The organism is Pseudomyxococcus flavus (genome assembly GCF_050038885.1).
In the GTDB taxonomy this organism is placed as follows: Bacteria; Myxococcota; Myxococcia; order Myxococcales; family Myxococcaceae; genus Myxococcus; species Myxococcus flavus.
The window spans coordinates 8687564-8713045 of sequence record NZ_CP143624.1; the positions used below are offsets into that span (position 1 = coordinate 8687564).

Genomic DNA, 25482 nt, shown 5'->3' on the forward strand with positions numbered 1-25482 from the left:
TATGGTGGGTTCGCCTGCGTACCACCTTGCAGAAAGGCGCAGGTGCCCTTCCACCGTCCCGCCTCCGCGCGGTCCTCACCTGCCAGGACATATGAAAAACCTGACCGGCGTGCTCGTCTTTTCCGCTGCCCTCCTCCTGGCCCCTGGCTGCTCCCGCAAGACGGGCGAGGCGCCGGGCCCCACCGACGCCTCGGCCACCGGCGAATCCGCGAAGACGGGCGCCAGCAAGGGCGCGCTGGAGACGGGGAGCGACTCGGGCGCGGCCACCTCGTCACGCGTGGCCCAGGAGGCCTGCGTCGACACCTGGCTCCAGAAGCACGGGATGGACGCCTACGGCAACCCGGAGGGCACCATGTACGCGGGCGGCACGCCGCTGTTCAACGAACGAACGGGCGAGCAGCTCGACCGGCTGGAGTTCATCTTCAAGAACAAGCCCGAGGTGCGGCAGGCGTGCTCGGGCGACGCCTCCGCCGAGTGACGCGGCGCGCCCTCCCGGCGCGGGGCCTGCCTCCTCGCCCTCCCGGTGGCGGATCGAGCCGCCTCCGGGATTCCCGCCCACCCGGTCGCTCCCGTAGACTGCCGGCCGAATGGATTCCCATCTCGCACTGGGCGAGGAGACACCTGCCAATGACCTGCGCGCCCGGGTGCGGAAGGTCCTGGAGCGCCGCAAGCTGACCGACAGCGTGTCGGCGGAGCAGGCGGCCGCCTCGTGGGAGCAGGACCGCTTCGTCGCCCGCGCCCGCGCGCTCTTCTACGCGCGGATGATGTTCCTCACGCTGGGCCTGCTCATCCTCGCGGTGCCAGCCTGGAGCAGCTACTTCGGCCTCACCGGGCCCTTCGCCTTCGTGGGCTACTTCGCGATGCTGCTCTACAGCGTCGCCAACCTCCTGGTCATCGACCATCCGAAGGCCGGCCGCTGGGTGACGTACATCACCCTCTGCCTGGACGTGGCCATCAGCGTGGTGCTCATCGTCAAGCCGCACGTCGGCGGCGGCCTCCAGAGCCCGCTGCTGGCCACGCAGCTGCTCTTCACGACCCTCTTCGCCATCCTCTATCCGAAGCCGCTGGCCATCCTCCCGCCGCTGCTGGCACTGCCCATCACCACGCGGCTGGACCTGCTCCTCAACCGCTCGGTGACGGCGGTGGAGCTGCTGACGCTGCTCTGGTACCTGGCGCTCAACTTCATCATCGTCTACGTGCTCGTGTACCTGAACGAGCGCGAAGCCGCCGCGCACCGCGAGGTGGTGTCCCTCCAGGGAGACCTCAAGGAGCTGGCCGTGGTGGAGGAGCGCAACCGGCTGGCGCGCGAGATTCACGACGGCCTGGGCGCGTCCCTCTCGTCGATGATCATCCAGTCCGAGTACATCCTGAACCTCGCGCGCGAGGACGGGCTGCGCGAGGAGATTCGCGAGCTGAAGCTCACGGCGGAGGAGTCCATCGAGGAGCTGAGGCGCAACCTGCGGATGATGCGCGAGGACTTCGAGCTGGCGCAGGGCCTGGAGGACTACGCGAAGACGTTCCGCGAGCGCACCGGCCTGGACATCCGCTTCGAGCGCACCGGCCTCCAGCGCAAGCTCAGCCCGGACGCGCAGCTGGCGCTCTTCCGCATCCTCCAGGAGTCCCTGTCCAACGCGGTGAAACACGCGGAGGCCCGGGGCGTCCAGGTGCGGCTCGACTTCAGCGAGGACCGCGTCAACCTCGTCGTGCGCGACGACGGGAAGGGCTTCGACCCCGCCCGGACGCCGCGCGGCCACTACGGCCTGCTGAACATGCGCGAGCGTGCCATGAAGCTCGGTGGCCAGCTCATCGTGGACTCGTCACCCGGCGCTGGCGCCCAGGTGGCATTCTCTCTTCCCTGTCGCCCGTCATGACCGGAGCCCCCGTGGACGCCCCGCTGCCGCCCTCCTCCCCGCCCATTCGTGTCTTCGTGGTGGAGGACCAGACGAAGATCCTCAAGAACCAGCTCCGCCTCTTCGAGAGCCACCCGGAGATGGACATCATCGGCACCGCGCTCTCCGGTGAGGCTGCCCTGGAGGAGGTGCCCAGGCTGATGCCGGACGTGCTCCTGCTGGACCTGGGGCTGCCGCGCATGAGCGGCATCGACGTCACGCGCGAGGTGAAGGCGCGCTTCCCGAAGATTGAAATCCTCATCTTCACCATCTTCGACGAGGAGGACAAAGTGCTGGAGGCGGTGAAGGCCGGCGCCTCCGGCTATCTCCTCAAGGGCGCCCCGGTGGACAAGATCATCGAGGCCATCAAGGAGGTCCGCGCGGGCGGCACCGTCATCCAGCCCAACCTCGCCCGCCGGCTGCTGCGCCACTTCCGCGTGGAGCCCGACGCCAACCCCGTCCCCACCGAGCCCGTGACGGCGGTGCCCGCCGAGCCGCAACCCGCGGAGGGGGACTCGCTCCAGGAGCCGCTGCTCAAGCCCCTGTCGGACCGCGAGCGCGAGATCCTCCAGCTCATCGCCAAGGGCGTGTCCAACAGCGAGGCCGCGCGGCTGCTCGACCTCAGCAAGGCCACCATCCGCACCCACCTGGAGCACATCTACCGGAAGCTCGAGGTCACCAACCGCGTGGAGGCCGTCACCGAGGGCATCCGCAAGGGCCTCATCTCCGTCTGAGCGCGCAGCGCGGCGGGCGAGCCTTCCCGCCGCATCCCTCGGAGAAGCGACCGCCAGGCGACCTTGATGCCCGGTTACAACCCCAAGCGGGTACGCGGTGAAGCCACCAGGGCCGCGAGCGGCGGGCTCAGCGTCCCAGGGAGAACGCCGCGCCGGGTCGCTCCGCCGCCGCGGCCTCGATGACGAGGTCCGCGTAGCGGTTGACCGGGTCTCCGGGCTGGGTGCCGTCCCGGAAGTAGAACGTGTAGCCATCCCACGCATCCGGCCGCGTGTCGTTGGCGAACAGCCACAGGGCCCCGGCGCCCACGCCCTCGTTGCGCAGGCACTCCAGCCATCCCCGGTAGAGCGCTCGCCGCTGCGAGATGTCGAAGTCTCCCTCGTTGCGCAGGCCCAGCTCGCCCACGAACAGGGGCTTGCCCAGGCTCCGGGCAATGGCGGCGTGCTCGCGAATCCAGCGGGCGCCGGCCTCGGCCGTGTCCATGCCGCCCAGGCCCCAGGACTCCGGATAGAAGTGCACGGACGCGAAGTCGATGTACGGCGACGCCGTGTTGCGCGTGAAGCTGGAGCCGGGCGTGCGCAGCACCGTCGACCGGGCGCGAGACCAGAAGACCGGGTCATACCCCTCGGCGGACGGCTCGAAGCCCTCTTCCCCCGTGCCCACCAGGTGGCCGGGCGCCAGCGACTTCACCTCCCGGGCCACGTCATCAATCCAGGCGCGCAGGCGCGCGCCGTCCCGGTCCAGCCCCCGGCCGCGCGGCTCGTTGAGCAGCTCCCACGCCAGGACGGAGGGGTGGTCGCCGTAGCGGATGCCATCCACCGTGTTCACCCGGTTGAGCAGCCGCGTGATGTGCGCCTTGTAGTGCGCCACCACCGCTGGCTCGGTGAAGAACCGAGGGTCCCCTTCGACGGGGTTGGGAAGCCCCGCCCACGCCACGTACTGGCGCGCGCCGCCATAGGCATCCCAGTAGTTCCCCAGGGGCAGCACCAGCCGCACGCCATGGACCCGGGCGCGGGCGAGCACCCAGTCCAGGCCGATGAGCGCCGTCTCGTCATACTGCAGCGGAGCCACCTGGATGGCCGTGTCCCCTACCTTCTCCACCGCGTCGTTGTGCCCGTTGGTGCGCAGGGCCCGGACCCCCATGGCCGCGGCCTTGGCGAGCACCTCCTCCAGGACCGGCGACTCCGTCGCGCCACGCCGGACGTCGCGGGTGGCCTCCTCCTGGAGGAAATAAGCGTTGAGCACCATGGTGCCGGCCGGCAGCCGGCCCAGGTGCTGCGCCGGCCCGCCCGGGCAGCTCGCGGCCACCGCCTCCAGCATCACCGGTTCGCCATCACCACAGGCCCCCAGGAAGACGGCGAGGGCGGCGATGGTGCTCCGGCGAGGTAGAGACATACCCTCCATGGTAACGGCGCCAGGCGCACCACGCATCGGTCCCGAGGACTGGGCTAGGGTCTTCCGCCATGGAGCTCAAACTGGAAGGCGTGTCGAAGACCTACCCCAACGGCACCCGGGCGTTGCAGGGTGTCAACCTCACCATTCCGCGCGGGATGTTCGGACTGCTCGGCCCCAACGGCGCTGGCAAGTCCACGCTGATGCGCAGCATCGCCACACTGCAGGACGTGGACGCGGGCACCATGACGTTCGACGGCATCGACCTGCGCCGGGACAAGGACCGGCTGCGCGAGGTGCTCGGCTACCTTCCGCAAGACTTCGGCGTGTACCCCAAGGTGACGGCCTGGGACATGCTGGACCACCTCGCACAGCTCAAGGGCCTGGCCCAGCGCGGCCCGCGCCATGACGCGGTGAAGGCGCTCCTGCAGAAGACCAACCTCTGGGAGCACCGCGACCGGCGGCTCGGTGGCTTCTCCGGTGGCATGAAGCAGCGCTTCGGCATCGCCCAGGCGCTGCTGGGCAACCCGAAGCTGCTCATCGTGGACGAGCCCACCGCCGGGCTCGACCCCGCGGAGCGCTTCCGCTTCCACAACCTGCTGGCGGAGATCAGCACGGACGTGGTGGTGCTGCTGTCCACGCACATCGTCTCCGACGTGGCGGACCTCTGTCAGAACATGGCCATCCTCGCCCAGGGGAATGTCGTGACCAGCGGCCACCCGCTGAAGCTGGTGGAGTCGCTGAGCCAGCGCGTGTGGAAGCGCTTCGTCCATCACCAGGACGAGCTGGACGCGCTCATGAAGGAGCTGGAGGTCATCGCCGTGCGCCGCGTCGCGGGCCAGCGGCTGGTCCACGTCTACGCGGAGTCCCCGCCCTCCGGCTTCGAGCCCGCCAACCCGGACCTGGAGGATGTCTACTTCCACGCGCTCGCCCGGGCGTCCAAGCAGACCTGAGGGTCCGTCCATGTTCTCCGCCCTCCTGATCTTCGAGCTGAAGCGCCGGGTGAAGATGATCTCCACCTGGATCTATGCCCTGTTGCTGGCCGCCGCCGCGGGGGTGATAACCCTGGGCATCGGCGCGGTGTTCAAGGGCTTCGCGGTGGCATCCGGTCCCGAGCTGGTCCGCATCAACAGTCCGCACTCCGTCTTCGATCTCACCACCGGCGTTGCATACGCCGGCCTCTTCATGGTGGCGGCCGTCTTCGGCCAGGCCGCCTACCAGGACTTCGGCCACAACACCTGGATGCTCGTCTTCACGAAGAACGTGAAGAAGGCTCCGTACCTGCTCGGCCGCTTCCTGGGCGCGTACCTCTTCAGCGCCGTGCTGATGCTCGCCATCCTCCCCGGCCTCATGCTGGGCGCGGTGGGCGTGTGGATGGTGGACGCGGAGAGCCTCGCGCCCTTCAGCCTCGCCGCGTACCTGTGGCCCTTCGTCGTCGGCGTCTGGCCCACGCTCTTCGTCTGCGGCGCCGTCTTCTTCACGCTGGCGGCCCTGACCCGGCGCATGGCCCCCGTCTACGTGGGCGTCGTGGTGCTGGTGATGGGCTACCTGGTGCTCAGCGCCGCCATGTCCGACGTGCAGAACCAGGACCTGGCCTCGCTGCTGGACCCGTTTGGCTTCCACACCTTCGACAACGCCACCCGCTACTGGACGGCCGCCGAGCGCAACCGCGACCTCGTCCCCTTCCAGGGCCTGATGCTCGCCAACCGGCTGTTGTGGTGCGCGGTGGGCGCCGTGCTCCTCGCGCTGGCCGTGCTGCGCTTCCGCACCACCGTGGAGGAACAGCGCGGGCGCGGCACCCACGCGGAGGTCGAGGCCCCGGCTCCGGTCGCCATTCCCGCCACCCTCGCGGCCCCCACGACGACCACCTGGCTGCGCACGGCCGTCTCCGCCGCCTGGCTGGCGTTCCGGGACGTGCTCCGCTCGCCGGTGTTCTGGTCCTTCGTGGTGGCGGGGCTCGCCATGGGGACCATGGGCATCTCCATCTCGAAGTCGGTGTACGGCACCGCCACCTGGCCGGTGACGTGGCAGGTCCTGGAGACGGCCTCGCGCACCTTCCAGCCCTTCCTGCTCATCACCATCACCTTCTACGCGGGCGAGCTGGTGTGGAAGGAGCGCGACGCGAGGCTGGCCGACATCGTGGATGCGACCCGCGCGCCGTCCTGGGTGGGCTACAGCGCCAAGCTGGGCGCGCTCCTGCTGGTGGCGTTCTCCCTCAAGGGGGTGGCCATGCTCTCCGCGCTGCTCTCCCAGGTGCTGCGCGGCTACTTCGACATCGAGTGGGACCTCTACGCCATCGAGCTCGTCCTGATGGACTTCCCGCACGACGTGCTGATGTGCGTGCTGGCGTTCTTCGCCCAGGTGCTCATCCACCAGAAGTACCTCGCGTACCTGGTGATGGTGCTCTACTTCGTCCTCCAGGGCGCGCTGCGGCTGGTGGGCGTGGAGGATGACCTGCTCCGCTATGGCTCCGAGCCCGTCCTCCGCTTCTCGGACATGAACCGGTTCGGTGGCATCGTGCCGGCGCTCGTGTGGTTCCGCGTGTACTGGTACGGGCTCGCAGCGTTCCTCGTCGGCGTGGGCTACCTGCTCGCCGTCCGGGGCAGGGAGACACGCTGGAAGCAGCGCTGGGCCGCGGCGAAGGCGCGGCGCACGACGGCATGGACCGTGGCCGCGGCGGTGTCCCTCTGCGTCTTCGTGGGCGCGGGCGCGTTCATCTTCTACAACACGCACCTGCTCAACCCCTACGTCACGAAGAAGGACCGTGAGCGGCGGCAGGCCCGGTACGAGAAGGAGTACGCGTCCTACGCAGCCCTGCCCCACCCGCGAATCACCGCCGTGGACGTCACCTTCCACATCTACCCGGAGGCGCTCCGCCTGGAGGCCTTGGGCACCTACCGCATCCGCAACAAGACGGATGCGCCCATCTCCAAGGTCTTGCTCAGCCTGCCAGACGACGCGCAGGTGCGTGGCCTGTCGCTGGCGGGCGTGACGACCCCCGCCTCGCACGACCCCGAGCTCGGCACCTACGTCTACGAGCTGCCCACGCCCCTGGCGCCGGGCGCGGAGTCCGCCCTCGTGTTCGACCTGAGCTTCGGCCACCGGGGCTTCAAGCACGGCGGGCCGCGCACGGACATCGTGGGCAATGGCACCTTCTTCAACAACGACAACCTGCCGGTGCTGGGCTACCAGCGGCACGCCGAGCTGGAGGATGACGGGGACCGGAAGGACTACGACCTGCCACCGCGCGAGCGCCTGCCCGACCGGGACGACCCGAAGGCGAAGCAGGACCACTACATCCGTCAGGACTCGGACTTCATCCAGTTCCAGGCCACGGTGAGCACCTCGAAGGACCAGATTGCCATTGCCCCTGGCTACCTGGAGAAGGAATGGATGGAGGGCGAGCGCCGATTCTTCCGCTACCGGATGGACCAGCCCATCCTCAACTTCTTCTCCGTCCTGTCCGCGCGCTACGCGGTGCTGCGCGACACGTGGCGCGACGTGAAGCTCGAAGTCTACCACCACCCCACGCACACCTTCGCGCTGGACCGGATGATGCGCGGCATGAAGGACACGCTGGAGTACTGCAGCGAGCAGTTCGGCCCGTACCAGCACCGCCAGGCGCGCATCCTGGAGTTCCCCCGCTACGGAGTCTTCGCGCAGGCCTTTCCCAACACCATTCCGTACTCGGAGGCCATTGGCTTCATCGCGCGCGTGGAGGACGGCCGCGCCGCGGACATCGACTACCCCTACTACGTCACCGCCCACGAGATTGCCCACCAGTGGTGGGCACACCAGGTGGTGGGCGCGCGGGCGCAGGGGGCCACGATGACGTCGGAGACCCTGGCGCAGTACTCGGCGCTGATGGTGATGAAGCACCGGTACGGGCCGAAGAAGATGAAGCGCTTCCTCAAGTTCGAGCTGGACCGCTACCTGGCGGGCCGCGCGTTCGAGCAGAAGAAGGAGGTGCCGCTGTCCCGCGTGGAGAACCAGATGTACATTCACTACCAGAAGGGCAGCCTCGTCATGTACGCGCTGCAGGACTTCATCGGCGAGGAGCGGGTGAACCGCGCCCTGAGCCGCTATGTGGAAAAGGTCCGCTTCCAGGGCCCGCCGTACACCGGCTCCACCGAGCTGCTGGGCTTCCTCCGGGAAGAGACGCCCCCCGAGTACGCGTACCTCATCGAGGACCTGTTCGAGACCATCACCCTCTATGACAACCGCGCCATCTCCGCGCAGGTGCGGCAGAACGCCCAGGGCTCCTGGGACGTCACCCTCAAGGTGATGGCGAAGAAGTTCCGGGCGAACGAGACGGGCGAACAGACGGAGGTGGACTTCAACGACTGGATCGACGTGGGCGCGCTCGACGAGCGCGACCAGGCCATCTTCCTGGAGAAGCGAAGGGTCCAGAAGGGCGAGTCGGAAATCACCTTCACCGTCCCCGTGAAGCCCGCCCAGGTGGGCATCGATCCCCTCAACGTCCTCATCGACCGCACGTCCACCGACAACGTGACGGTGCCCACCGTCGGCACCTCGGTGGCCATGGGGGGCCCCACCACGCCCTGAGGGCGTCAGCGCCAGCGGATGCGCAAATCGAAGCCGTCGGGCGGCTCGTAGCGCTCCACGACGACCTCGGGCTCGCTGGCGCCGGCCTGCCGTAGCGCACCTTCACAGGTGCCTGCGGCGGCCTCCGCTGGAAAGGGATAGCCCCGGAAGCGGGCGCGCCAGTTGGCGGGGCCCTGCGACTCGACCTGGATGTCCACCGGGTCGAACACCGAGCTGAAGCTGAGCCCCACGCGCTTCATCGCGCGCTCGGGCCCGGCCACCTTGAGGGCAATGCCCACCACCTTGCCCACCATGGTGTCGAAGTAGCTGCGCACCAGGCCGCGCCCCAGCTCGCGGTAGGCGGACTTGCGGTCCATTCCCGCGAACCGGTGGCGCACGACTGCGTCCTGGCAGGCGATGAACACGGCGGAGGGGTAGCTGGCGCGCGGCTTGTCCATGTCGAAGCCCGCGGCCAGGAACTCGGCCTGGAGCGCCGCATCCGGCTTCGCCAGGCGGACCAACGACTCGAACAGCGTGGATTGAACGGTGACTTCGGTCGTCATGGGTGGCGTGGCACCCTAGGAGAGTCGATCCGCCCGGGGAAGGAAATGCCTGGGCGGACATCGACTCGCCAACGTCTGGCTCCAGCCTCCTCGAGCCTCCGGACCATGTCTCGCAATGGTAGCCGAAGAACAGCCGCGCGCCCATGGGCGTGAAGTCGACCTGGATGCGCGCAGCGCGCCGGATGTCTCAGCCATTGAGAATGTATCATCCAATCCCGCGACAAATCCCTCCACGTAGCGTGCCGCGCCACCGCCGTCTCGCATTGCGAGAATTCGGATGGACGGCCCTCTGTCGATGATGAGCACCACCTGCGGCGAGGGCAGCTCGCGGCGGCGCATGGGGCCCGGCGTCCGCTCCTCGCGGCCCCATCAAGGGCTCCGCACGAGCGCCCGCGGACGCGCATCCGGCAGGCGCGTCACCATCTCCCAGCGGCCCTGGCCCGGCTCATGACGGATGATTCGGGAATCAGGAACGCGCGTGGACACGAACGGGCCTCATGGGTGTCAGACAGGGCTGAGAGGATGCTTCCGGGAGTCGAACTCGGAGGGGGACCCCAGACGCGCCTTTTTCAAATCCTGGCTGAAGACATCCGGAGTCGACCGTTCATACACCCACCTGAAACGGTGGGCCTCCGAGGACACGTGGTTGTGACAGGCGTTGTAACCCATTCATACACAACCACTCTCGACAGTTGAGAAGTGAACCATTGCTTTACGGGCAATCCGCCACTCGCGTAGGTTTTTCGACATGAGCGCAGTGTCCAATAGTGTGCACGACCCCATCGCAATCATTGGCATCGGCTGCCGTTTTCCGGGAGGGGCGAAGTCTCCGCGACACCTCTGGGAGCTGCTCACGCAGGGCCGCTGCGCCATCGTCGAGGTCCCCAAGGAGCGCTGGGACCATCGCCGGTATTACGACCCGGACCCGGACAAGCCGGGCAAGACCTATGTCCGCTCGGGTGGCTTCCTCCAGGAGGCCATCGACACCTTCGACGCGGCCTTCTTCTCCATCTCACCGCGAGAGGCGGCGACGCTCGATCCGCAGCAGCGCCTGCTCGCGGAGGTGGCCTGGGAAAGCCTCGAGGACGCGGGCCTGCCGGCCGACAGCCTCGCGGGCAGCCCCACCGGGGTCTACGTGGGCGGCTTCATGCTGGACAGCATGCTCACGCACATGGGGCCCATGAACCGTGAGCTCATCGGTCCGCACACGGCGGTGGGCTCGACGATGACGGTGCTCTCCAACCGCCTGTCGTACATGTTCGACTTCCGGGGGCCGAGCATCTCGCTGGACACGGCGTGCTCCTCGTCGATGGTCGCGGTCCACCTCGCCTGCCAGGACCTGCGGAGCGGCGCGACGTCGCTCGCGCTGGCCGGCGGCGTCAACGTCATGTTCCGGCCCGAGATTTTCGTGGCCATGAGCAAGGGCAAGTTTCTCTCGGCGGACGGCTACTCCAAGAGCTTCGACACGCGCGCGGACGGCTACGGCCGCGGCGAGGGCGCCGGCATCGTGGTGCTCAAGCGGCTCTCCGACGCGGTCCGGGACCAGGACCGCATCTACGCCGTCATCCGGGGCACCGGCGTCAACCAGGATGGGCACAGCGAGTCCATGACGGCGCCGAGCTCGAGCGCGCAGGAGGCGCTGATTCGCCGCGTCTGCGCCAGCGCCTCGCTGTCCCCCACCGACATCCATGCCTTCGAGGCCCACGGCACGGGCACCGCCGTCGGCGACCCGGCGGAGCTGGGGGGCCTGGGGGCCGTCTCGAAGCGGGCGGATGGGCCGGGCCCCTGGGTGGGCTCGCTCAAGGCGAACATCGGCCACCTCGAGGCCGCGGCCGGCGTGGCGGGCCTCATCAAGGCGAGCTTGTGCCTGCAGAACCGGCAGTTGCCTCCGCAGGCCAACCTCCACCAGCTCAACCCCGCCATCCCCTTCGACACGCTGGGCCTCCGCATCCCACGCCAGCTCGAAGCGCTCGCGCCCCGCGATGGCGAGCCCCTGCGAATGGGCGTCAACTCCTTCGGCTATGGCGGGACGAACGCGCACTGCGTGCTTGAGCAGGCGCCGGACGCCGCACCGGTGACGCGCGACGAGGCAGACACCGGCCCGCTGCTGCTCCCGCTTTCCGCGCGCAGCCCCGAGGCGCTGCGGGCGCTCGCCCGTTCGTACGCGGAGCTCCTGGCCGCGCCGAGCCCCACGCCGCTCGCGGACATCTGCTTCTCCGCTGCCACGCGCCGCGGCCACCACGAGCACCGGCTCGCCCTGCTGGGCACGGACGACCGGGCCGAGCTCGCAGCGCGGCTGGCGTCCTTCGCTGCGGGCAACCCCGCGGAGCTCGGGGCCTCCGGACGGACGATGCCCGCCGCGGAGGCCCGGCCCGTGTTCGTGTTCACGGGCATGGGGCCCCAGTGGTGGGCCATGGGACGCGAGCTGTACGCGCAGGACCCGCTCTTCCGCGCGACGCTCGACCGCTGCGACGTCCTCTTCCAGCAACGGGCCGGGTGGTCGCTGCTGGAGCAGATGCTCGCGGACGAGGCGTCCTCCAACATGGCCCGGACGGACATCGCGCAGCCCGCGAATACCATCCTCCAGATTGGCCTGTTGGAGATGTGGCGCCGGGCGGGAATCGAGCCCGCCGCGGTGATTGGCCACAGCGCGGGCGAGGTCGCCGCGGCCTATGCCGCGGGCCGGTTCACGCTCGAGCAGGCGATGTGGGTCATCTACGAGCGCAGCCGCATCCAGGCCAAGGCGGCGGGGCTCGGGAAGATGGCGGCGGTCGGCCTCTCCGAGGAAGGCGCGCGCGCCGCCATCCGCGGACGCGAGGACGTGGTCTCCATTGCCGCCATCAACGGGCCCAACGCGGTGACGCTGTCGGGCGAGGCGAAGGCCATCGAGGAGATTGCCGCCGAGCTGGAGGCACGCGGCGTCTTCCAGCGCATCCTCAAGGTCGAGGTGCCCTACCACAGCCCCGCGATGGAGGGCCTCAAGCCGGAGCTGCGCCGGTGCCTCGCCGCGCTCCGGCCGTCCGCCGGCCACCTGCCCACCTACTCCACCGTCACGGGCGGGCGCATCGAGGGCGTCTCGTATGACGCCGAGTACTGGTGCGACAACATCCGCGAGCCCACCCTGTTCGCGAAGGCCGCCGGGCAACTGCTGAAGGACGGCTACCGCCTCTTCATCGAGCTGGGCCCCCACCCCGTCCTGCTGGCCTCCATCAAGGAGTGCTGCGCGGAGGCTCGCGTCGAGGGCCGCGTCCTCACCTCCCTGCGGCGGCAGGAGCCCGAGCGGAAGACCTTCGCCAGGGCGCTCGCCGAGCTCTACGTCGCCGGCATCCGCATCGACTGGAGCGGGCTCTACCCGCGAGGCGCCCGCTTCACGCCGCTCCCCACCTACCCCTGGCAGCGGGAGAAGCACTGGCACGAGTCCGAGGAGGCCCTCACGGACCGGCGAGGCACGGACGAGCACGCCCTGCTCGGGCCCCGCATCTCCGCCCCGCTCCCCACGTGGGAGCGGGGGCTGAACGCGCGCTTCCTGCCGTGCCTCCAGGACCACCGCGTCCGGGGCTCGCTCGTCGTCCCGGGCGCGACCTACGTCGAGCTGGCGCTCGCCGTGCGCCGCGCCATGGGGCTGGCCGAGCCACATGCCCTGGAGGAGGTGCGCTTCGAGAACGCGCTCGTCGTCTCCGGCCATGACGAGCCTGTCGTCCGCACCACCTATGACGAGGCGGCGCAGACGGTGACCATCTACAGCCGGCCGCGCGACAACCGCACGGCATGGACGCGGCACGCCACCGCGCGCATCCGCCGCGACGTCCACACGCCGCCCGAGGCACGAGTCCCCGTGACGGAGCTCGGCATCCATTCCGAGACGCCGCTCGACACGGACGGCCTCTATCGGATGCTGGCCGGGCGTGGGCTGGAGTACGGCCCCAGCCTCCGCGGCATCCGCTCCCTGCGCCGGAACGAGACCGAGCTCCTCGCCGAGATTGCCCTGCCCGCCTCCGAGGCGGCGCGCATCGCCGCCGACACGCAGCTGCTGCTCGACCCGGTGTGGCTCGACCCGTGCCTCCAGGCCATGGTGTCGTGGCTCCCCGAGGACGACACGCGCCTCTACCTGCCCATGGGCTGCCGCGGCATCCAGCTCAGCCAGGCGCCCAATCCCCAGGCGTCGCTGTGGTGCCACGCGCGCATCCGCGAGCGCACGGCCCACACCCTGGCCTGCGACATCACGTTGATGGACGGCGAAGGCCGGGTGGCCGCGCGGTTGTCGGGCGTCGAGTGCGCCGCGCTCGCGAGCCGAGAGGAGTCCGTCCCCAGGCCCGCCTTCTACGACTGGACCTACGCGCACACCTTCGAGGCCACCGCCGAAGAGATGCCCGCGAAGAACACCGGTGCCTGGCTCGTGTTCGCCGACCAGGGCGGCACTGGCGCTGAGCTCGCGCGCGCGTTCGAACGGACCGGGCTCCAGGACGTGGTGCTGGTGACGCGCGGCGAGTCCTTCGCTCGCGCGCCGACCGGTGGCTTCCAGGTGCGACGGGGTGCGGCGGAAGATGTCCGCCGCGTGGTCGAGGCCGTCGGCCGCGCCCGCATCCAGAACGTCGCCTATCTCTTCGGCCTGGACGCGAGCCCAGGCCATGAATCGGACGAGGTCCAGTCGCTCCTGGACGTGGTGCTGGCACTGGCCCCCGGCGACGGTGCGTCGATTCGCATCGTGACACGGGACGCGCAGCGTGCGCTCCCGGGCGACGCCGTGAGCGCGCTGTCCGTCGCGCCGCTGATTGGCTTCGCGCGCGTCGTTCCCGCGGAGCTCCCGCATCTGCGGACCCGCTCCATCGACCTCCCCCGGGACGCGTCCGCGTCGCAGCAGGAGCTGGTCGAACGGCTGGCACGCGAGCTCCTGGCGGAGACGAAGGAAGAAGAAGTCGCGCTGCGCGACACCCGGAGGTTCGTGCGTCGCCTCGCGGCGAAGCCCCTGCCGGAGTGGGAAGCCCAGGCCCAGGGGACGCCGCCCCCGGCGGGCACGGAGCAGGTGTTCGAGTTCGCCCTCGACGGCACCGAGCGCCGTCCGCGGCGCGCCTCGCGAAGGCAGCCCGGGCGCGGTGAGCTTGAAATCAAGGTCGCCAGCGTGACGCTGACACGCGCGGCGGCGGTGCAGGGCCGGCGCGCCTCCGATGCCCACTGGCCCCTGGAGGTCGGCGGAGAGGTCGTCGCGCTGGGCGCGGAGACCACGGGCTTCTCCCTCGGACAGCGGGTGCAGGCGCTGGTCGCGCAGGAATCGCCCGTGGTGGGGAGCCACCTGATGCTGTGCGTGGAGCGTGACCACGTGAGCACGGGTACGTCGCCAGGGCGGCTGCTCCCCTACCTCAGCGCGGAGTGCGCGTTGCAGGCGCAGGGCCATCTCCAGCCGTCCGAGCGGCTCCTCGTCGTGGGTGACGTGGGTGGGGTGGGCGCGGCGCTCGTGCAGCTCGGCGTCGCCATCGGCGCGCGGACGGCCATCGTCCTCGACTCCGTCACCGGGAATGTGCCCGAAGGCGTCCAGGTCTTCGACCGGCGCTCCCCGGCCCTTCCCGAGGAAATCCTGGCCTGGACGGGGGGGACCGGTGTGGACCTGCTGGTGAATGCTTCGTGCGACGCGGAGCCCACCATCACCAGCGTGCTGGGTGCCTTCGGCCGCTTCGTCGATGCGGGACCGCTGGCTCCGGCGGAGGGGCTCTTCGCCACCGCGTGGCCACGGGGCGCGGCCTGCTCGCGCGTGGACATCTCGGCCCTGGTACGGCAGCGCCCGAGGGAGGCCGCGGCGCGGCTCCAGGCCGTTCTCGGCCGGTTCCCGGAGCTTCCTCCCCTGCCTTCCGAGGTCTGGCCCGTCTCTCGCGTGGAGGAGGCGTCCGGCTGGCTGGCGGAGCACTCACGTGCGCAGGGACTGGCCCGGCTGACGCTGTCGCTGGCCGGAGCGGAGCCGCTGGCCCTCGCACCGGCGGCGGACGAGCCGCTCTTCGACGCCAACGCCACCTACCTCGTCACCGGCGGCTTCGGCGGCTTCGGTCTGGCGCTGGCGCGCTGGATGGTGGCCGAAGGGGCCCGCCACCTCGTGCTCACTGGCCGCAAGGGCGCCTCCACGCCCGAGGCGAAGCAGCTGGTTCAGGAGCTGGAAGCCGCGGGGGCCCGCGTCACGGCGGCCGCGGCGGACGTCAGCCGCATGGACGACATGCGGGCCTTGTTCGCGCGCATCGATGCCGGGCATCCGCCCCTCAAGGGTGTGCTGCACACCGCGGCCGTGCTCGATGACGCTCCGCTCCCCGACTTGAGCCTGGAGCGCATCCAGCGAGTGATGACGCCCAAGGCCGGCGGTGCCTGGGTCCTCCATGAGCTCACCCAGGACCGGCCGCTGGACCTCTTCGTCCTGTTCTCCTCGGTCGCCGCGCTGATTGGCAACCCGCGCCAGGGCAACTACGTCGCGGCCAACAGCTACCTGGACGCGCTCGCGGAGCACCGTGCCGCGCGGGGCCTCGCCGCCGTCAGCATCCACTGGGGCGTGCTCGGCGAGCTCGGCATGGCCCAGGATGAGGCGGTCCGCACGTACCTCGAGTCGCTCGGTCTCAACCCGATGGCCCCGGCCGCGGTGCTGGCGGCGCTCAAGCGGGTGCTGCGACTGCGCACGCCGCAGCTCGGCCTCTTCGACGTCCACTGGTCCAAGCTGGGCCGTGCGGCGCCGCACCTCGGCAAGTCCGCCCGGACGGCGCATCTGCTGGGCAGCACGCAGGGCGGCGCCCAGAACGAGGCGGAGCAGCTCCGCGACCACCTCACCGCGCTTGGCGCGGAGGCCCGGAAGCCGGAGCTGGAGAAGTTCCTGGTCGAGCGGCTCGCCGCCATCCTCCAGATTCCGGCGGAGCGCGTGGAGCCGCGGAAGCCCCTGTCGCTGCTGGGGGTGGACTCGCTCCTGTCCATGCAGGTGCAGCGGACCATCCGCGAGGCGCTCGGCATCGAGATTCCCGCGCTCGAGCTGCTGCGCGCCGGGAGCCTGGTGGAGGTCGCGGGCAGCCTGTCCGCGAAGTTCGACACGACCGGCACGGCGGCACCGGCGATCGAGCCCGCCACCGAGGAGGCGGAGATCGAGCAGCAGGTGAACAGCATGTCCGAGGGCGAGCTGGACACGATCCTCCAGGCCATGCTCGCGGCCCAGACGGCGCAGGAGCGGGAGACGGCATGAGCACCCCGACCGACAACATGAAGAACCTCTCCGTCGAGGAGAAGCGCAAGCTCCTCGCCGAGCTCATGGCGAAGTCCGGGAAGGCGGCCCCCCGAATCTTCCCGCTCGCCTCCGGCCAGAAGGCGCTGTGGCTCCTGCACCAGCAGGACCCGCGGAGCGCGGCCTACAACACTCCCTTCGCGCTCCGCATCCACGCGCAGGTCGACGTGGCGGCCCTCAAGCGCGCCTTCGGGATGCTGGCCGAGCGCCACCCAGCGCTGCGCACGACATTCGCCTCGACCGCGGATGGACAGCTCCTCCAGACGAGCCATCCCGCACTGGAGCCGCAGTTCACCCAGGTCGACGCGCGGGGCTGGAGCCCCGAGCAGCTCCAGTCCGAGGTCGTCCAGGCCTACCGGCAGCCGTTCTCCCTGGAGCGGGGCCCGCTGCTTCGCGGCCAGCTCTTCTCGCTGGCTGATGACGACCACGTCCTCCTGATGACCGTCCACCACATCGTCTATGACGGGTGGTCGGCCGGCATCCTCCAGCGGGAGCTCAACCAGCTCTATCAGCAGCTCGCCCGCGGCGAGCAGCCGTCACTGGCCCCTATCACGGGCAGCTATGCCGGCTTCGTCGCGCAGCAGGCGGAGCTGGTGTCCGGCGCCACGGGGCGGGCCCACTGTGACTACTGGCAGAAGAAGCTGGCCGGGGATCTCCCGGTCCTCGCGTTGCCGGCGGACCGGAGCCGCTCCGCGGTCGCGGACAACCGGAGCGGCGCGTGTGCGTTCCGGCTGTCGCCGGAGCTGACGGGCCGCATCAAGGCGCTCGCGCAGAGCGCGGAGGCCACGCCCTTCGTCGTCCTCGTGTCCGCCTACGCGGCGCTGCTCGGCCGATTGGCACGGCAGGAGGACATCCTGATTGGCTCACCGACGGCGGGGCGTCCCGGCTCGGCGTTCCACGACGTGGTGGGCTACTTCGCCAACGCCGTGGCACTGCGAGCCGACCTCTCAGGCGCCCCCTCGACCCGGACGCTGATGGCTCGGATGCGCGAGGTGGTGCACGAGGCGCTCGCGCACCAGGACTTCCCCTTCGCGTCGCTCGTGGAGCGGCTGGGCATCGAGCGGCGCCCCGGCGTGTCGCCCCTCTTCCAGGCTTCCATCTCCCTCCACGCCTCACGCGAGGGTGGTGGTGCCATGGCCCTGTGGGCCACGCCCGATGAGGATGCCCGCGTCCACTGGGGGAGCCTGGAGCTGGAGCCCTTCCCCATCAGCGACCAGGAGTCACAGTTCGATCTCACGCTGGAGATGTGGGAGGCCCGCGGCGCCTTCTCCGGCGCGCTGCGCTTCAACCGCGCCCTCTTCAATGACGACACCGTCGCCCTGTGGCGCTGCTACTTCGAGAAGCTGCTCGAGGCGATGGTTCGCACGCCGGATGAGCCGGTGGCCCGGCTGGCCCTCTCGGCCCCGGCTGCGCCCGCTCCGCTCGCACTGGAGGCGCGCTCGGAGCCTGCCCCGGTCGCCGCCGCCACGGGAACCCTCTCCGCCTGGTTCGAGGCGCAGGCCACGCGCAGCCCGGACGCGGTTGCCCTGACCTTCGGTGAGACGCACCTGAGCTACGCCGAGCTCAATGCCCGTGCGAACTGCGTGGCGCACGCGCTTCTCGACCGCGGCGTGGGCCCCGAGTCCCTGGTGGGCATCTGCGTCGACCGGAGCGCGGAGCTGGTCATCGCCATTCTTGGCGTACTCAAGGCGGGCGGCGCCTACGTTCCGCTGGATCCGGCCAGTCCGAAGGACAGGCTCGCGCTGATTCTCGACGACGCCGAGGTCTCCGCGCTGGTCACCGAGTCCGGGCGCGCGGCGGAGCTCCCGACGGAGCGGGTGCCCACCCTCTTCGTGGACACGATGCCCTGGCAGGAAGGCCGGCGCGCGCCGGACCCCGATTCGGGCGTCACACCGGACAACGCCGCCTACGCCATCTACACCTCCGGTTCGACGGGACGTCCCAAGGGCGTCATCGTCACGCACGCCAACGCGACGCGCCTGTTCACCGCCTCGGAGCCGCTCTACGGCTTCGGGCCGAGCGATGTGTGGACGCTGTTCCACTCGGCCGCGTTCGACTTTTCCGTCTGGGAGCTCTGGGGCCCGCTGCTGTACGGAGGGCGCCTGGTCGTCGTGCCGCACTGGATGACGCGCGCGCCCGAGGCGTTCGGTGAGCTGATTGCCCGCGAAGGCGTCACCGTCCTCAACCAGACGCCTTCCGCGTTCCGCGCGCTGGTTCGGACGCCGTCCATCGCGGACGGCCGGGGCGGGCGCAGCCTCCGGTGGATCATCTTCGGCGGCGAGGCGCTCGACGCGGCCACCGTCCGCCCGTGGTTCGAGAAGTACGCGGGGACAGAGACGCGCCTCATCAACATGTACGGCATCACCGAGACCACGGTGCATGTGACGTACTACCAGGTGACCGAAGCGGACCTCACCTCCGCGGCCAGCCCCATTGGCCGGCCGCTGCCCGACCTCGAGCTGCGGCTACTCGATGAGCAGGGGCAACCCGTGCCCGTGGGGGTCCCCGGAGAGATGTACGTGGGTGGAGCCGGAGTCGCCCGGGGCTACCTGAAGCGCCCCGAGCTCACCGCTCAGCGCTTCATCGAGGACCCGACCGCGCCCGGCAAGCGGCTCTACCGCTCGGGGGACCTCGCCATCCGCCTGCCGGATGGTGGCTTCACGTACCTGGGCCGCATCGACGACCAGGTGAAGATTCGCGGCTTCCGTATCGAGCTGGGGGAGATCCAGTCGGTGCTCGCCACCCACCCCGCGGTCGCGGACGCCTACGTCACCACGCACGAGCGCAGCGCGGATGACCGGCGCCTCGCCGCCTATGTCGTCCCCAAGCCGGACGCCGCGGAGACGCTGCTGTCCTCGGGGCCGGATGGCGGCGTGGGGGACACTCACGTGGGCGAATGGAAGTCGCTCTACGACGACCTCTACGCGCGCTCGGCCAGCGAGCCGCAGACCGACCCCAGCTTCAACATCGCGGGCTGGGACAGCAGCTACACCGGCGCACCGCTCAGCGCGGAGGCGATGAAGGAGTGGGTCGACCACACCGTCCGCCAGATTCTCGTTCGTGCACCGCGGCGCGTGCTCGAAATCGGGTGCGGTACCGGCCTGCTCCTCACGCGCATCGCACCGGCTACCGAGGCGTACTGGGCCACGGACGTCTCGGGCGTCGTCGTCGACATGCTCCGCGGCGTGACGGCGAAGACCGAGGGGCTGCGGCACGCGAAGCTCTTCCACTGCGCCGCGGACCAGCTCGATGGCATCGACTTCGGAGACGCGCGCTTCGATGCGGTGATGCTCAATTCGGTGGTCCAGTACTTCCCCAGCGCGGAGTACCTTGCCAGCGCCCTGGAGTCCGCCGCGCAGCGCCTGGACACGGGGGGCGTCATCTTCGTGGGCGATGTCCGGAACCTGCGTCTGCTCGAGGCCTTCCACGCGTCCATCGTCCTCGCGCAGAGCGCCGGCACGCTGGAGCCCCAGGCGCTCAAGGCGCGGGTGGCGCAGCGGCTGGCCGCGGAAGAGGAGCTGGTGCTGGACCCGGACTTCTTCTGGGCCCTGAAGCAGCGAATCCCCCGACTCACCCACGTCGAGGTGCGCCCGAAGCGAGGGGCGTGTCTGAACGAGCTGACGCGCTTCCGCTACGACGTGCTGCTCCACCTGGACACGCCGCCGAGCGTCGCATCCGACGTGGCGTGGGGGCCCGGCAACGTGAGCCTGTCCGCGCTTCGCGCCCGGCTGACCCAGGCAGGCACCCGGCGCGTCGGACTGCGGGGCATCCGCAACGCGCGTGTCGAGGCGTCGCTCGAGGCCCTGGCCAGCGTGTCGGGAGGACCCACGGCGCGCGCCGGCTCGGCCGAGAAGCTCCGCAAGCGGGTGCTGGACCGCGATGCCACGAGCGCCGCTGTCGAGCCGGAGCCCGGAATCGACCCCGAGTCCCTCCACCGGCTCGCGGAGGAACTGTCGTTCGACGTCGCCCTCGACTGGTCTCGCGGCGGCGTGGACGGGGCCTATGACGCGGTCTTCACCCCGGCCGAGAAGGCCGTGACGGGCCCCGTGGCGCTCTTCGGGAGCGCGCCCGTCCCCGCCCCCGGAGTGCGCCAGGCCAATGATCCGCTTCGGAGCCGGGTGGAGCGCCGCCTGGAGGCGGAGCTCCGGAAGCGGACTCAGGCCCACCTGCCCGAGTACATGGTGCCGTCCAGCATCATGGTCATCGACAAGCTGCCGTTGACCGAGAACGGGAAGGTGGACCGGCGCGCCCTGCCCGTCCCTGTCGTCTCGCAAGGACTGGAGACGGACTACGTCGAGCCGCGCACCGGTGAGGAGGAGATCCTCGCCAGCATCTTCGCCGAGCTGCTCGGCGCGGAGCGGGTGGGCGTGCACGACAGCTTCTTCGACCTTGGCGGCCATTCGCTGCTGGCCACGCAGGTCGTGTCCCGGATTCGCGCCGTGCTGGGCGTCGAGCTGCCGCTGCGCACGTTCTTCGGCGCCCCGACGGTGAGCGGCCTCGCGACGGCGGTTCATCAGCTGCGCAAGCGCCCGGGCACCCAGGTGGTCGACTTCACGTCACCCATGGAGCGCCCGGAGCGGATTCCGCTCTCCTCGTCCCAGGAGCGGCTGTGGATCGTCGACCGCATCGAGGAGACACGCGCGCCCATCTACGTCATCCCGCTGGTGCTCCGCCTGCGGGGGCCCCTCCACCACGAAGCGCTCCGGCACAGCCTGGAGGCCGTCATCCAGCGGCACGAAGTGCTCCGCACCTGCTTCCCCGCGGAGGGGGCCCAGCCGTACCAGGCCATTACCGTCGACCTCACCGCCGAGCTTCCGCCCGCCGAGGAGCTGGTCCATCCGCCCGGAGCGACCGATGCGGAGCTGCTGAAGCGCGTGCAGGTACAGGCGGGCCTGGAGGTCTCACGGCCGTTCGACCTGGAACGAGGCCCCCTGCTCCGGATGCGGCTCTTCCGCATCTCGGAAGCCGACCATGTGCTGGTCCTGACGATGCACCACATCGTCTCGGACGGCTGGTCCGTGGGCATTGTCGCGCGAGAGCTCGCGGCCGGGTACAACGCGCTGCGTTCGCAGCGTGAGCTGGCGCTGCCGCCGCTCCAGGTCCAGTACGCCGACTTCGCGCTCTGGCAGCGGCAACTCCTGAAGGACGGAGCGCTCGCGGAGTCCATCAAGGCCCAGCGGCAGCGGCTGGCCGGGGCGCCCACCTCGCTCAACCTTCCCAGCGACCGGCCTCGTCCGGAGACGCCCACCTACCAGGGCGGCGTGGTCCGGTTCTCGGTGGACCGCACGCTGACGGCGCGTCTGAAGGACCTGAGCCGCCGGGAGGGCGCGACGCTGTACATGACCCTCCTCGCCGCCTTCTCCGCGTACCTGTCACGGCTGAGCGGCCAGCATGACCTCATCATCGGTTCGCCGGTGGCGAACCGGAACCGCGCCGCGACGGAGCCGTTGATCGGCTTCTTCGTCAACACGCTGGCGCTTCGGATGGACCTGTCGGGCGAGCCGACGTTCCTGGAGCTGCTGGCGCGGGCCCGGAAGACGGCCCTGGATGCGTATGCGGACCAGGACGTGCCTTTCGAGAAGCTGGTGGAGGTGGTGGCCCCCGAGCGCAGCCTGAGCCGGCAACCGCTGGTGCAGGTGATGTTCGCGCTCCAGAACGCGCCCTTCTCACCGCCCGCGCTGGACGGCCTGGACGTGGAGCTCCTCGACCTGGACAGCGTCACCGCCAAGTTCGACCTGACCCTGTCCATGCAGGAGTCCGCGGACGGGCTGAGCGGACTGCTGGAGTACAGCGCGGATCTGTTCGACCGTGAGCGCATCGAGCGCATGGCCGAGCACCTGGTGACGATGCTCCAGGCCGCGGTGCAAACCCCCGAGCGTCGTGTCATCGAGCTCGACCTGCTTGGGACGAACGAGGCCGGCCTGGTGGCGCAGTGGGAGCAGGGCCCCAGCGCGCCTCCCGCGCCCGGCTCGGTGGTGGAGCTGTTCCAGGCCCAGGTCGCGCGTGCGCCAGAGTCCATCGCGCTGGAGCACCGTGACGAGCGCCTGACCTACGCCGAGCTGGACCGGCGCGCCTCCCAGCTGGCGCGGCACCTGGTGTCACTCGGCTTCGGGCGTGAGAAGCGGGCCGCCATCTGCCTCCCGAAGTCCGTCGACTTCATCGTCAGCATCCTCGGCGTGTGGAAGGCGGGCGGTGCGTATGTCCCGCTCGACCCCGAGTACCCCGAGGCCCGCCTCGGCCACATGCTGGAGGATTCGGGCGCGGAGCTGCTGCTCACGGCGCGCGCCCTGGGCGAGCGGCCCGGGTTCCGTGGCCAGACGCTCTGGGTGGGCGAGGCCCTGCCGGACCCAGGCGCGTCGGTCCCCCTCCCCGTCCCCGACGGGAGCAGCGCCGCCTACGTCATCTACACCTCGGGCTCCACCGGGAAGCCGAAGGGCACGGTGCTGGAGCACCGGGGCGTGACGAACCTCGCCGTGGCCTCGGTGCCGCGCTTCGGGCTCGGCCCCGACAGCCGGATCCTCCAGGCGGCCTCGCTGTCGTTCGACGTCTCTGTCTGGGACATCGTGATGGCCTTCGCCAGCGGCGCGCGGCTGGTGCTGCCCCCCGATGAGACCGCGCGGGTGGGCGAGGCCCTGGGCGCTGTCCTCACGGACAAGCGCATCACCCAGGTGGTGCTGTCGCCGTCAGCGCTCGCCACGCTGCCACAGGGGGCATACCCCGACCTCCGCGTGCTCATCACGGCGGGCGAGGCCTGCCCCGCGGAGCTGGTGAAGCAGTGGGCGACGGACACGCGCCGCTTCATCAACGCCTACGGGCCCACCGAGACCTCCGTCATCGCGACGGTGGCGGAGCTGAAGCAAGGCGACACGGGGATGCCCTCCATCGGCCGCCCCCTTCCTGGCCTGGTGGCGCGCATCCTCGATGTCCATCAGCGGCAGGTGCCCATCGGGGTGCCGGGCGAGCTGTACATCGGAGGCATCGCGCTCGCGCGCGGGTATCACGGCCTCGACGAGCTGACCCGGGCACGCTTCATCCGCGACCCGTTCTCGGAGCGCCCGGACGCCCGCCTCTACCGCACGGGCGACCTCACGCGCTGGCGCACGGATGGGAACATCGACTTCCTGGGCCGCATCGACGACCAGGTGAAGCTGCGCGGCTATCGCATTGAGCTGGGCGAAGTCGAGACCGTCATCGACGGTCACCCCGCGGTGCAGCGGTCCGTCATCGTCGTCCATCAAGGCCAGCTCGCGGCCTATGCCACCGCGCGAGCGGGTACCACGCTCGACGTCCAGTCCCTCCGCGAGCACGCGATGCGCCAGCTCCCGGCCTACATGGTGCCGGCTCACTTCGTGATGCTCGAGGCGTTCCCCCTGACGCCCAGCGGCAAGGTGGACCGCAAGAAGCTGCCGGACCCCATTCAGGCCCAGGCGCCCACGGCCTTCGTCGACCCTCGGTCACGCGAGGAGCAGCTCCTCGCCGACATCTGGGCGTCGGTGCTGAAGAAGTCCTCCGTCGGCATCCACGACAACTTCTTCGCGCTCGGCGGCGACTCCATCCTGGGGCTGCAGATCATCTCGCGGGCCACCCAGCAGGGCCTTCGGCTCCGGCCGCGCCAGCTCTTCGAGCACCAGACCATCGCCGAGCTCGCCCGAGCGGCCTCCAGCGCCCAGGGCATCCATGCCGACCAAGGATTGATGACGGGCAGCGCGCCGCTCACTCCCATCCAGCGCTGGTTCTTCGACCAGGGCCGCGCCGAGCCACACCACTTCAACATGGCGGTGATGCTCGACGTGGAGCCTGGCATTGACCTCGGTGCGCTTCGCGGCGCGCTTGACGCGGTGGAGCGCCACCACGACGCGCTCCGCCTCCGTTACCGGCAGGAGGACGGAGCGTGGCGTCAGTTCCACGAGGACGCCGCCGCGCGCACCGGCATTCCGCTGGATACGGTGGACCTGGACGGGCGCGCCAGCGTGGAGGAGGCGCTCGCCGACCTCCACGAATCCCTGGACCTGGAACAAGGCCCCATCATGCGCGCCGCCCTGCTGCGCTTGGGGGGTGATTCCGCGCGGCTCGCCCTGGTGGCGCACCATCTGGTGGTGGACGCCGTCTCGTGGGGCATCATCATCGAGGACCTCCTGACGGCCTACAGCCAGCTCTCGAACGGGCAGCAGGTGGGCCTGCCCCCCAAGACGACGTCGTTCCAGCACTGGGCGCAGCGGCTCGAAACCTATGCTGCGTCGCCGAATGCCCGATCCGAGCTCGATGCCTGGCTCGCCGCCGCGCACCGGGACGACGCCCAGGGCCTGCCGCTGAACGACCCATCTGCGCCGGACACGGTCCAGGAGGCGGGCACGCTCGTGTCGTGGCTCGAAGCCGAGGAGACCCAATTGCTGTTGAACGAGGTCCCCACGGCCTACGACGTCAAGGTGAACGAGGCACTGATTGCCGCGCTGGCGCGCACGCTCTCGGGGTGGTCCGGCCACGGCACGGTCCGCATCGACCTGGAGGGCCACGGCCGTGAGTTCCTGTTCGACGACATCGACCTGAGCCGCACGGTGGGCTGGTTCACCGCGATCTTCCCGCTCCGGGTCCACGTCGGGGCCAGGGAGGGCATGCGAGAGACGCTCGCGCGCACCAAGGATGCGCTTCGCCGGATACCGAAGGGTGGCATTGGCTACGGCGTGCTTCGCGCGCTGTCTCCGGATGCGACCATTCGCTCCAGGCTCCAGGCCATCCCGAACGCGGGCGTCGTCTTCAACTATCTCGGGCAGATGGGCGCCGTGCCAACACAGGGCGTGGTCCGCGGCCGGGCTCGCGAAGGCCTGGGCCCGCTCCACTCGCCCTGCGCCGCCAGGCCCCATCGCATCGAGCTCAACGCCGTCGTCGAAGCGGGGCAGCGGCTGCGCTTCGACTGGACCTTCGGCGCCAGGGTCTTCCGGCAGGAAACCATCGAGCGGTTGAACGCGGAGCTCCATGGCCACCTGAAGGCCATCATCCGGGAGCGCACGGAGCCCACTGCCACGGTTCGCGTGGCCGCGGATTTCCCGGCTGCGCGCCTGAGTGCCAGGGATTTGAAGCGCGTGCTGACGCTAACCAAGAAGCCGCGATGAGTCGGGTGGTC

At 70.2% G+C, this 25482-nt stretch carries 9 protein-coding genes; 7 read left to right on the forward strand and 2 right to left on the reverse strand.

Features of this window, described 5'->3' with window-relative positions; translation table 11 throughout:
• Position 1 precedes the first annotated feature (1 nt).
• From VZL07_RS36035 to VZL07_RS36045, 3 genes are all read left to right on the forward strand, one after another.
• Positions 2-478 (forward strand): hypothetical protein, encoded by a 477-nt coding sequence (locus tag VZL07_RS36035; protein ID WP_426752477.1) that lies wholly within the window; start codon positions 2-4, stop codon positions 476-478.
• Positions 479-587: 109 nt separating this feature from the next.
• Positions 588-1871, forward strand: coding sequence for a sensor histidine kinase (locus tag VZL07_RS36040; protein ID WP_426752478.1), 1284 nt, complete (start codon positions 588-590; stop codon positions 1869-1871).
• Entirely contained in the window at positions 1868-2623 is a 756-nt protein-coding gene (locus tag VZL07_RS36045) for a response regulator (protein ID WP_426752479.1), read from the forward strand. The genes VZL07_RS36040 and VZL07_RS36045 overlap by 4 nt, the downstream gene beginning before the upstream one ends.
• Positions 2624-2750: 127 nt before the next feature.
• On the opposite strand, the gene VZL07_RS36050 is transcribed toward VZL07_RS36045, so the two are convergent.
• On the reverse strand, positions 2751-4016 hold the full coding sequence (locus tag VZL07_RS36050) for a glycoside hydrolase 5 family protein (protein ID WP_426752480.1): 1266 nt from the start codon (positions 4014-4016) through the stop codon (positions 2751-2753).
• Between the two features lie 68 nt (positions 4017-4084).
• Here VZL07_RS36050 and VZL07_RS36055 point away from each other — a divergent pair, with 68 nt between their 5' ends.
• A complete protein-coding gene (locus VZL07_RS36055; RefSeq protein WP_426752481.1) occupies positions 4085-4966 on the forward strand; it encodes an ABC transporter ATP-binding protein in 882 nt (293 codons plus the stop codon).
• A 10-nt stretch (positions 4967-4976) separates the two neighbouring features.
• On the forward strand, positions 4977-8579 hold the full coding sequence (locus tag VZL07_RS36060) for an ABC transporter permease/M1 family aminopeptidase (RefSeq protein ID WP_426752482.1): 3603 nt from the start codon (positions 4977-4979) through the stop codon (positions 8577-8579).
• A gap of 5 nt (positions 8580-8584) precedes the next feature.
• On the opposite strand, the gene VZL07_RS36065 is transcribed toward VZL07_RS36060, so the two are convergent.
• Positions 8585-9121: a DUF2378 family protein gene (locus VZL07_RS36065; RefSeq protein WP_426752483.1), complete on the reverse strand. Its 537-nt coding sequence runs from the start codon at positions 9119-9121 to the stop codon at positions 8585-8587.
• 748 nt (positions 9122-9869) lie between these two features.
• Here VZL07_RS36065 and VZL07_RS36070 point away from each other — a divergent pair.
• Together VZL07_RS36070 and VZL07_RS36075 are read left to right on the forward strand one after the other, a co-directional pair.
• Positions 9870-16322: an SDR family NAD(P)-dependent oxidoreductase gene (locus VZL07_RS36070; RefSeq protein ID WP_426752484.1), complete on the forward strand. Its 6453-nt coding sequence runs from the start codon at positions 9870-9872 to the stop codon at positions 16320-16322.
• On the forward strand, positions 16319-25471 hold the full coding sequence (locus VZL07_RS36075; RefSeq protein ID WP_426752485.1) for an amino acid adenylation domain-containing protein: 9153 nt from the start codon (positions 16319-16321) through the stop codon (positions 25469-25471). Before VZL07_RS36070 ends, VZL07_RS36075 begins: the two co-directional genes overlap by 4 nt.
• Positions 25472-25482 lie beyond the last annotated feature (11 nt).

Excerpts from the sequence above, each read along its gene's own strand:
- VZL07_RS36055 (WP_426752481.1), top strand. The coding sequence starts at position 4,085 with ATGGAGCTCAAACTGGAAGGCGTGTCGAAGACCTACCCCAACGGCACC.
- VZL07_RS36060 (WP_426752482.1), top strand. The coding sequence starts at position 4,977 with ATGTTCTCCGCCCTCCTGATCTTCGAGCTGAAGCGCCGGGTGAAGATG.
- VZL07_RS36040 (WP_426752478.1), top strand. The coding sequence starts at position 588 with ATGGATTCCCATCTCGCACTGGGCGAGGAGACACCTGCCAATGACCTG.
- VZL07_RS36075 (WP_426752485.1), top strand. The coding sequence starts at position 16,319 with ATGAGCACCCCGACCGACAACATGAAGAACCTCTCCGTCGAGGAGAAG.
- VZL07_RS36070 (WP_426752484.1), top strand. The coding sequence starts at position 9,870 with ATGAGCGCAGTGTCCAATAGTGTGCACGACCCCATCGCAATCATTGGC.
- VZL07_RS36050 (WP_426752480.1), bottom strand. The coding sequence starts at position 4,016 with ATGTCTCTACCTCGCCGGAGCACCATCGCCGCCCTCGCCGTCTTCCTG.
- VZL07_RS36065 (WP_426752483.1), bottom strand. The coding sequence starts at position 9,121 with ATGACGACCGAAGTCACCGTTCAATCCACGCTGTTCGAGTCGTTGGTC.
- VZL07_RS36035 (WP_426752477.1), top strand. The coding sequence starts at position 2 with ATGGTGGGTTCGCCTGCGTACCACCTTGCAGAAAGGCGCAGGTGCCCT.
- VZL07_RS36045 (WP_426752479.1), top strand. The coding sequence starts at position 1,868 with ATGACCGGAGCCCCCGTGGACGCCCCGCTGCCGCCCTCCTCCCCGCCC.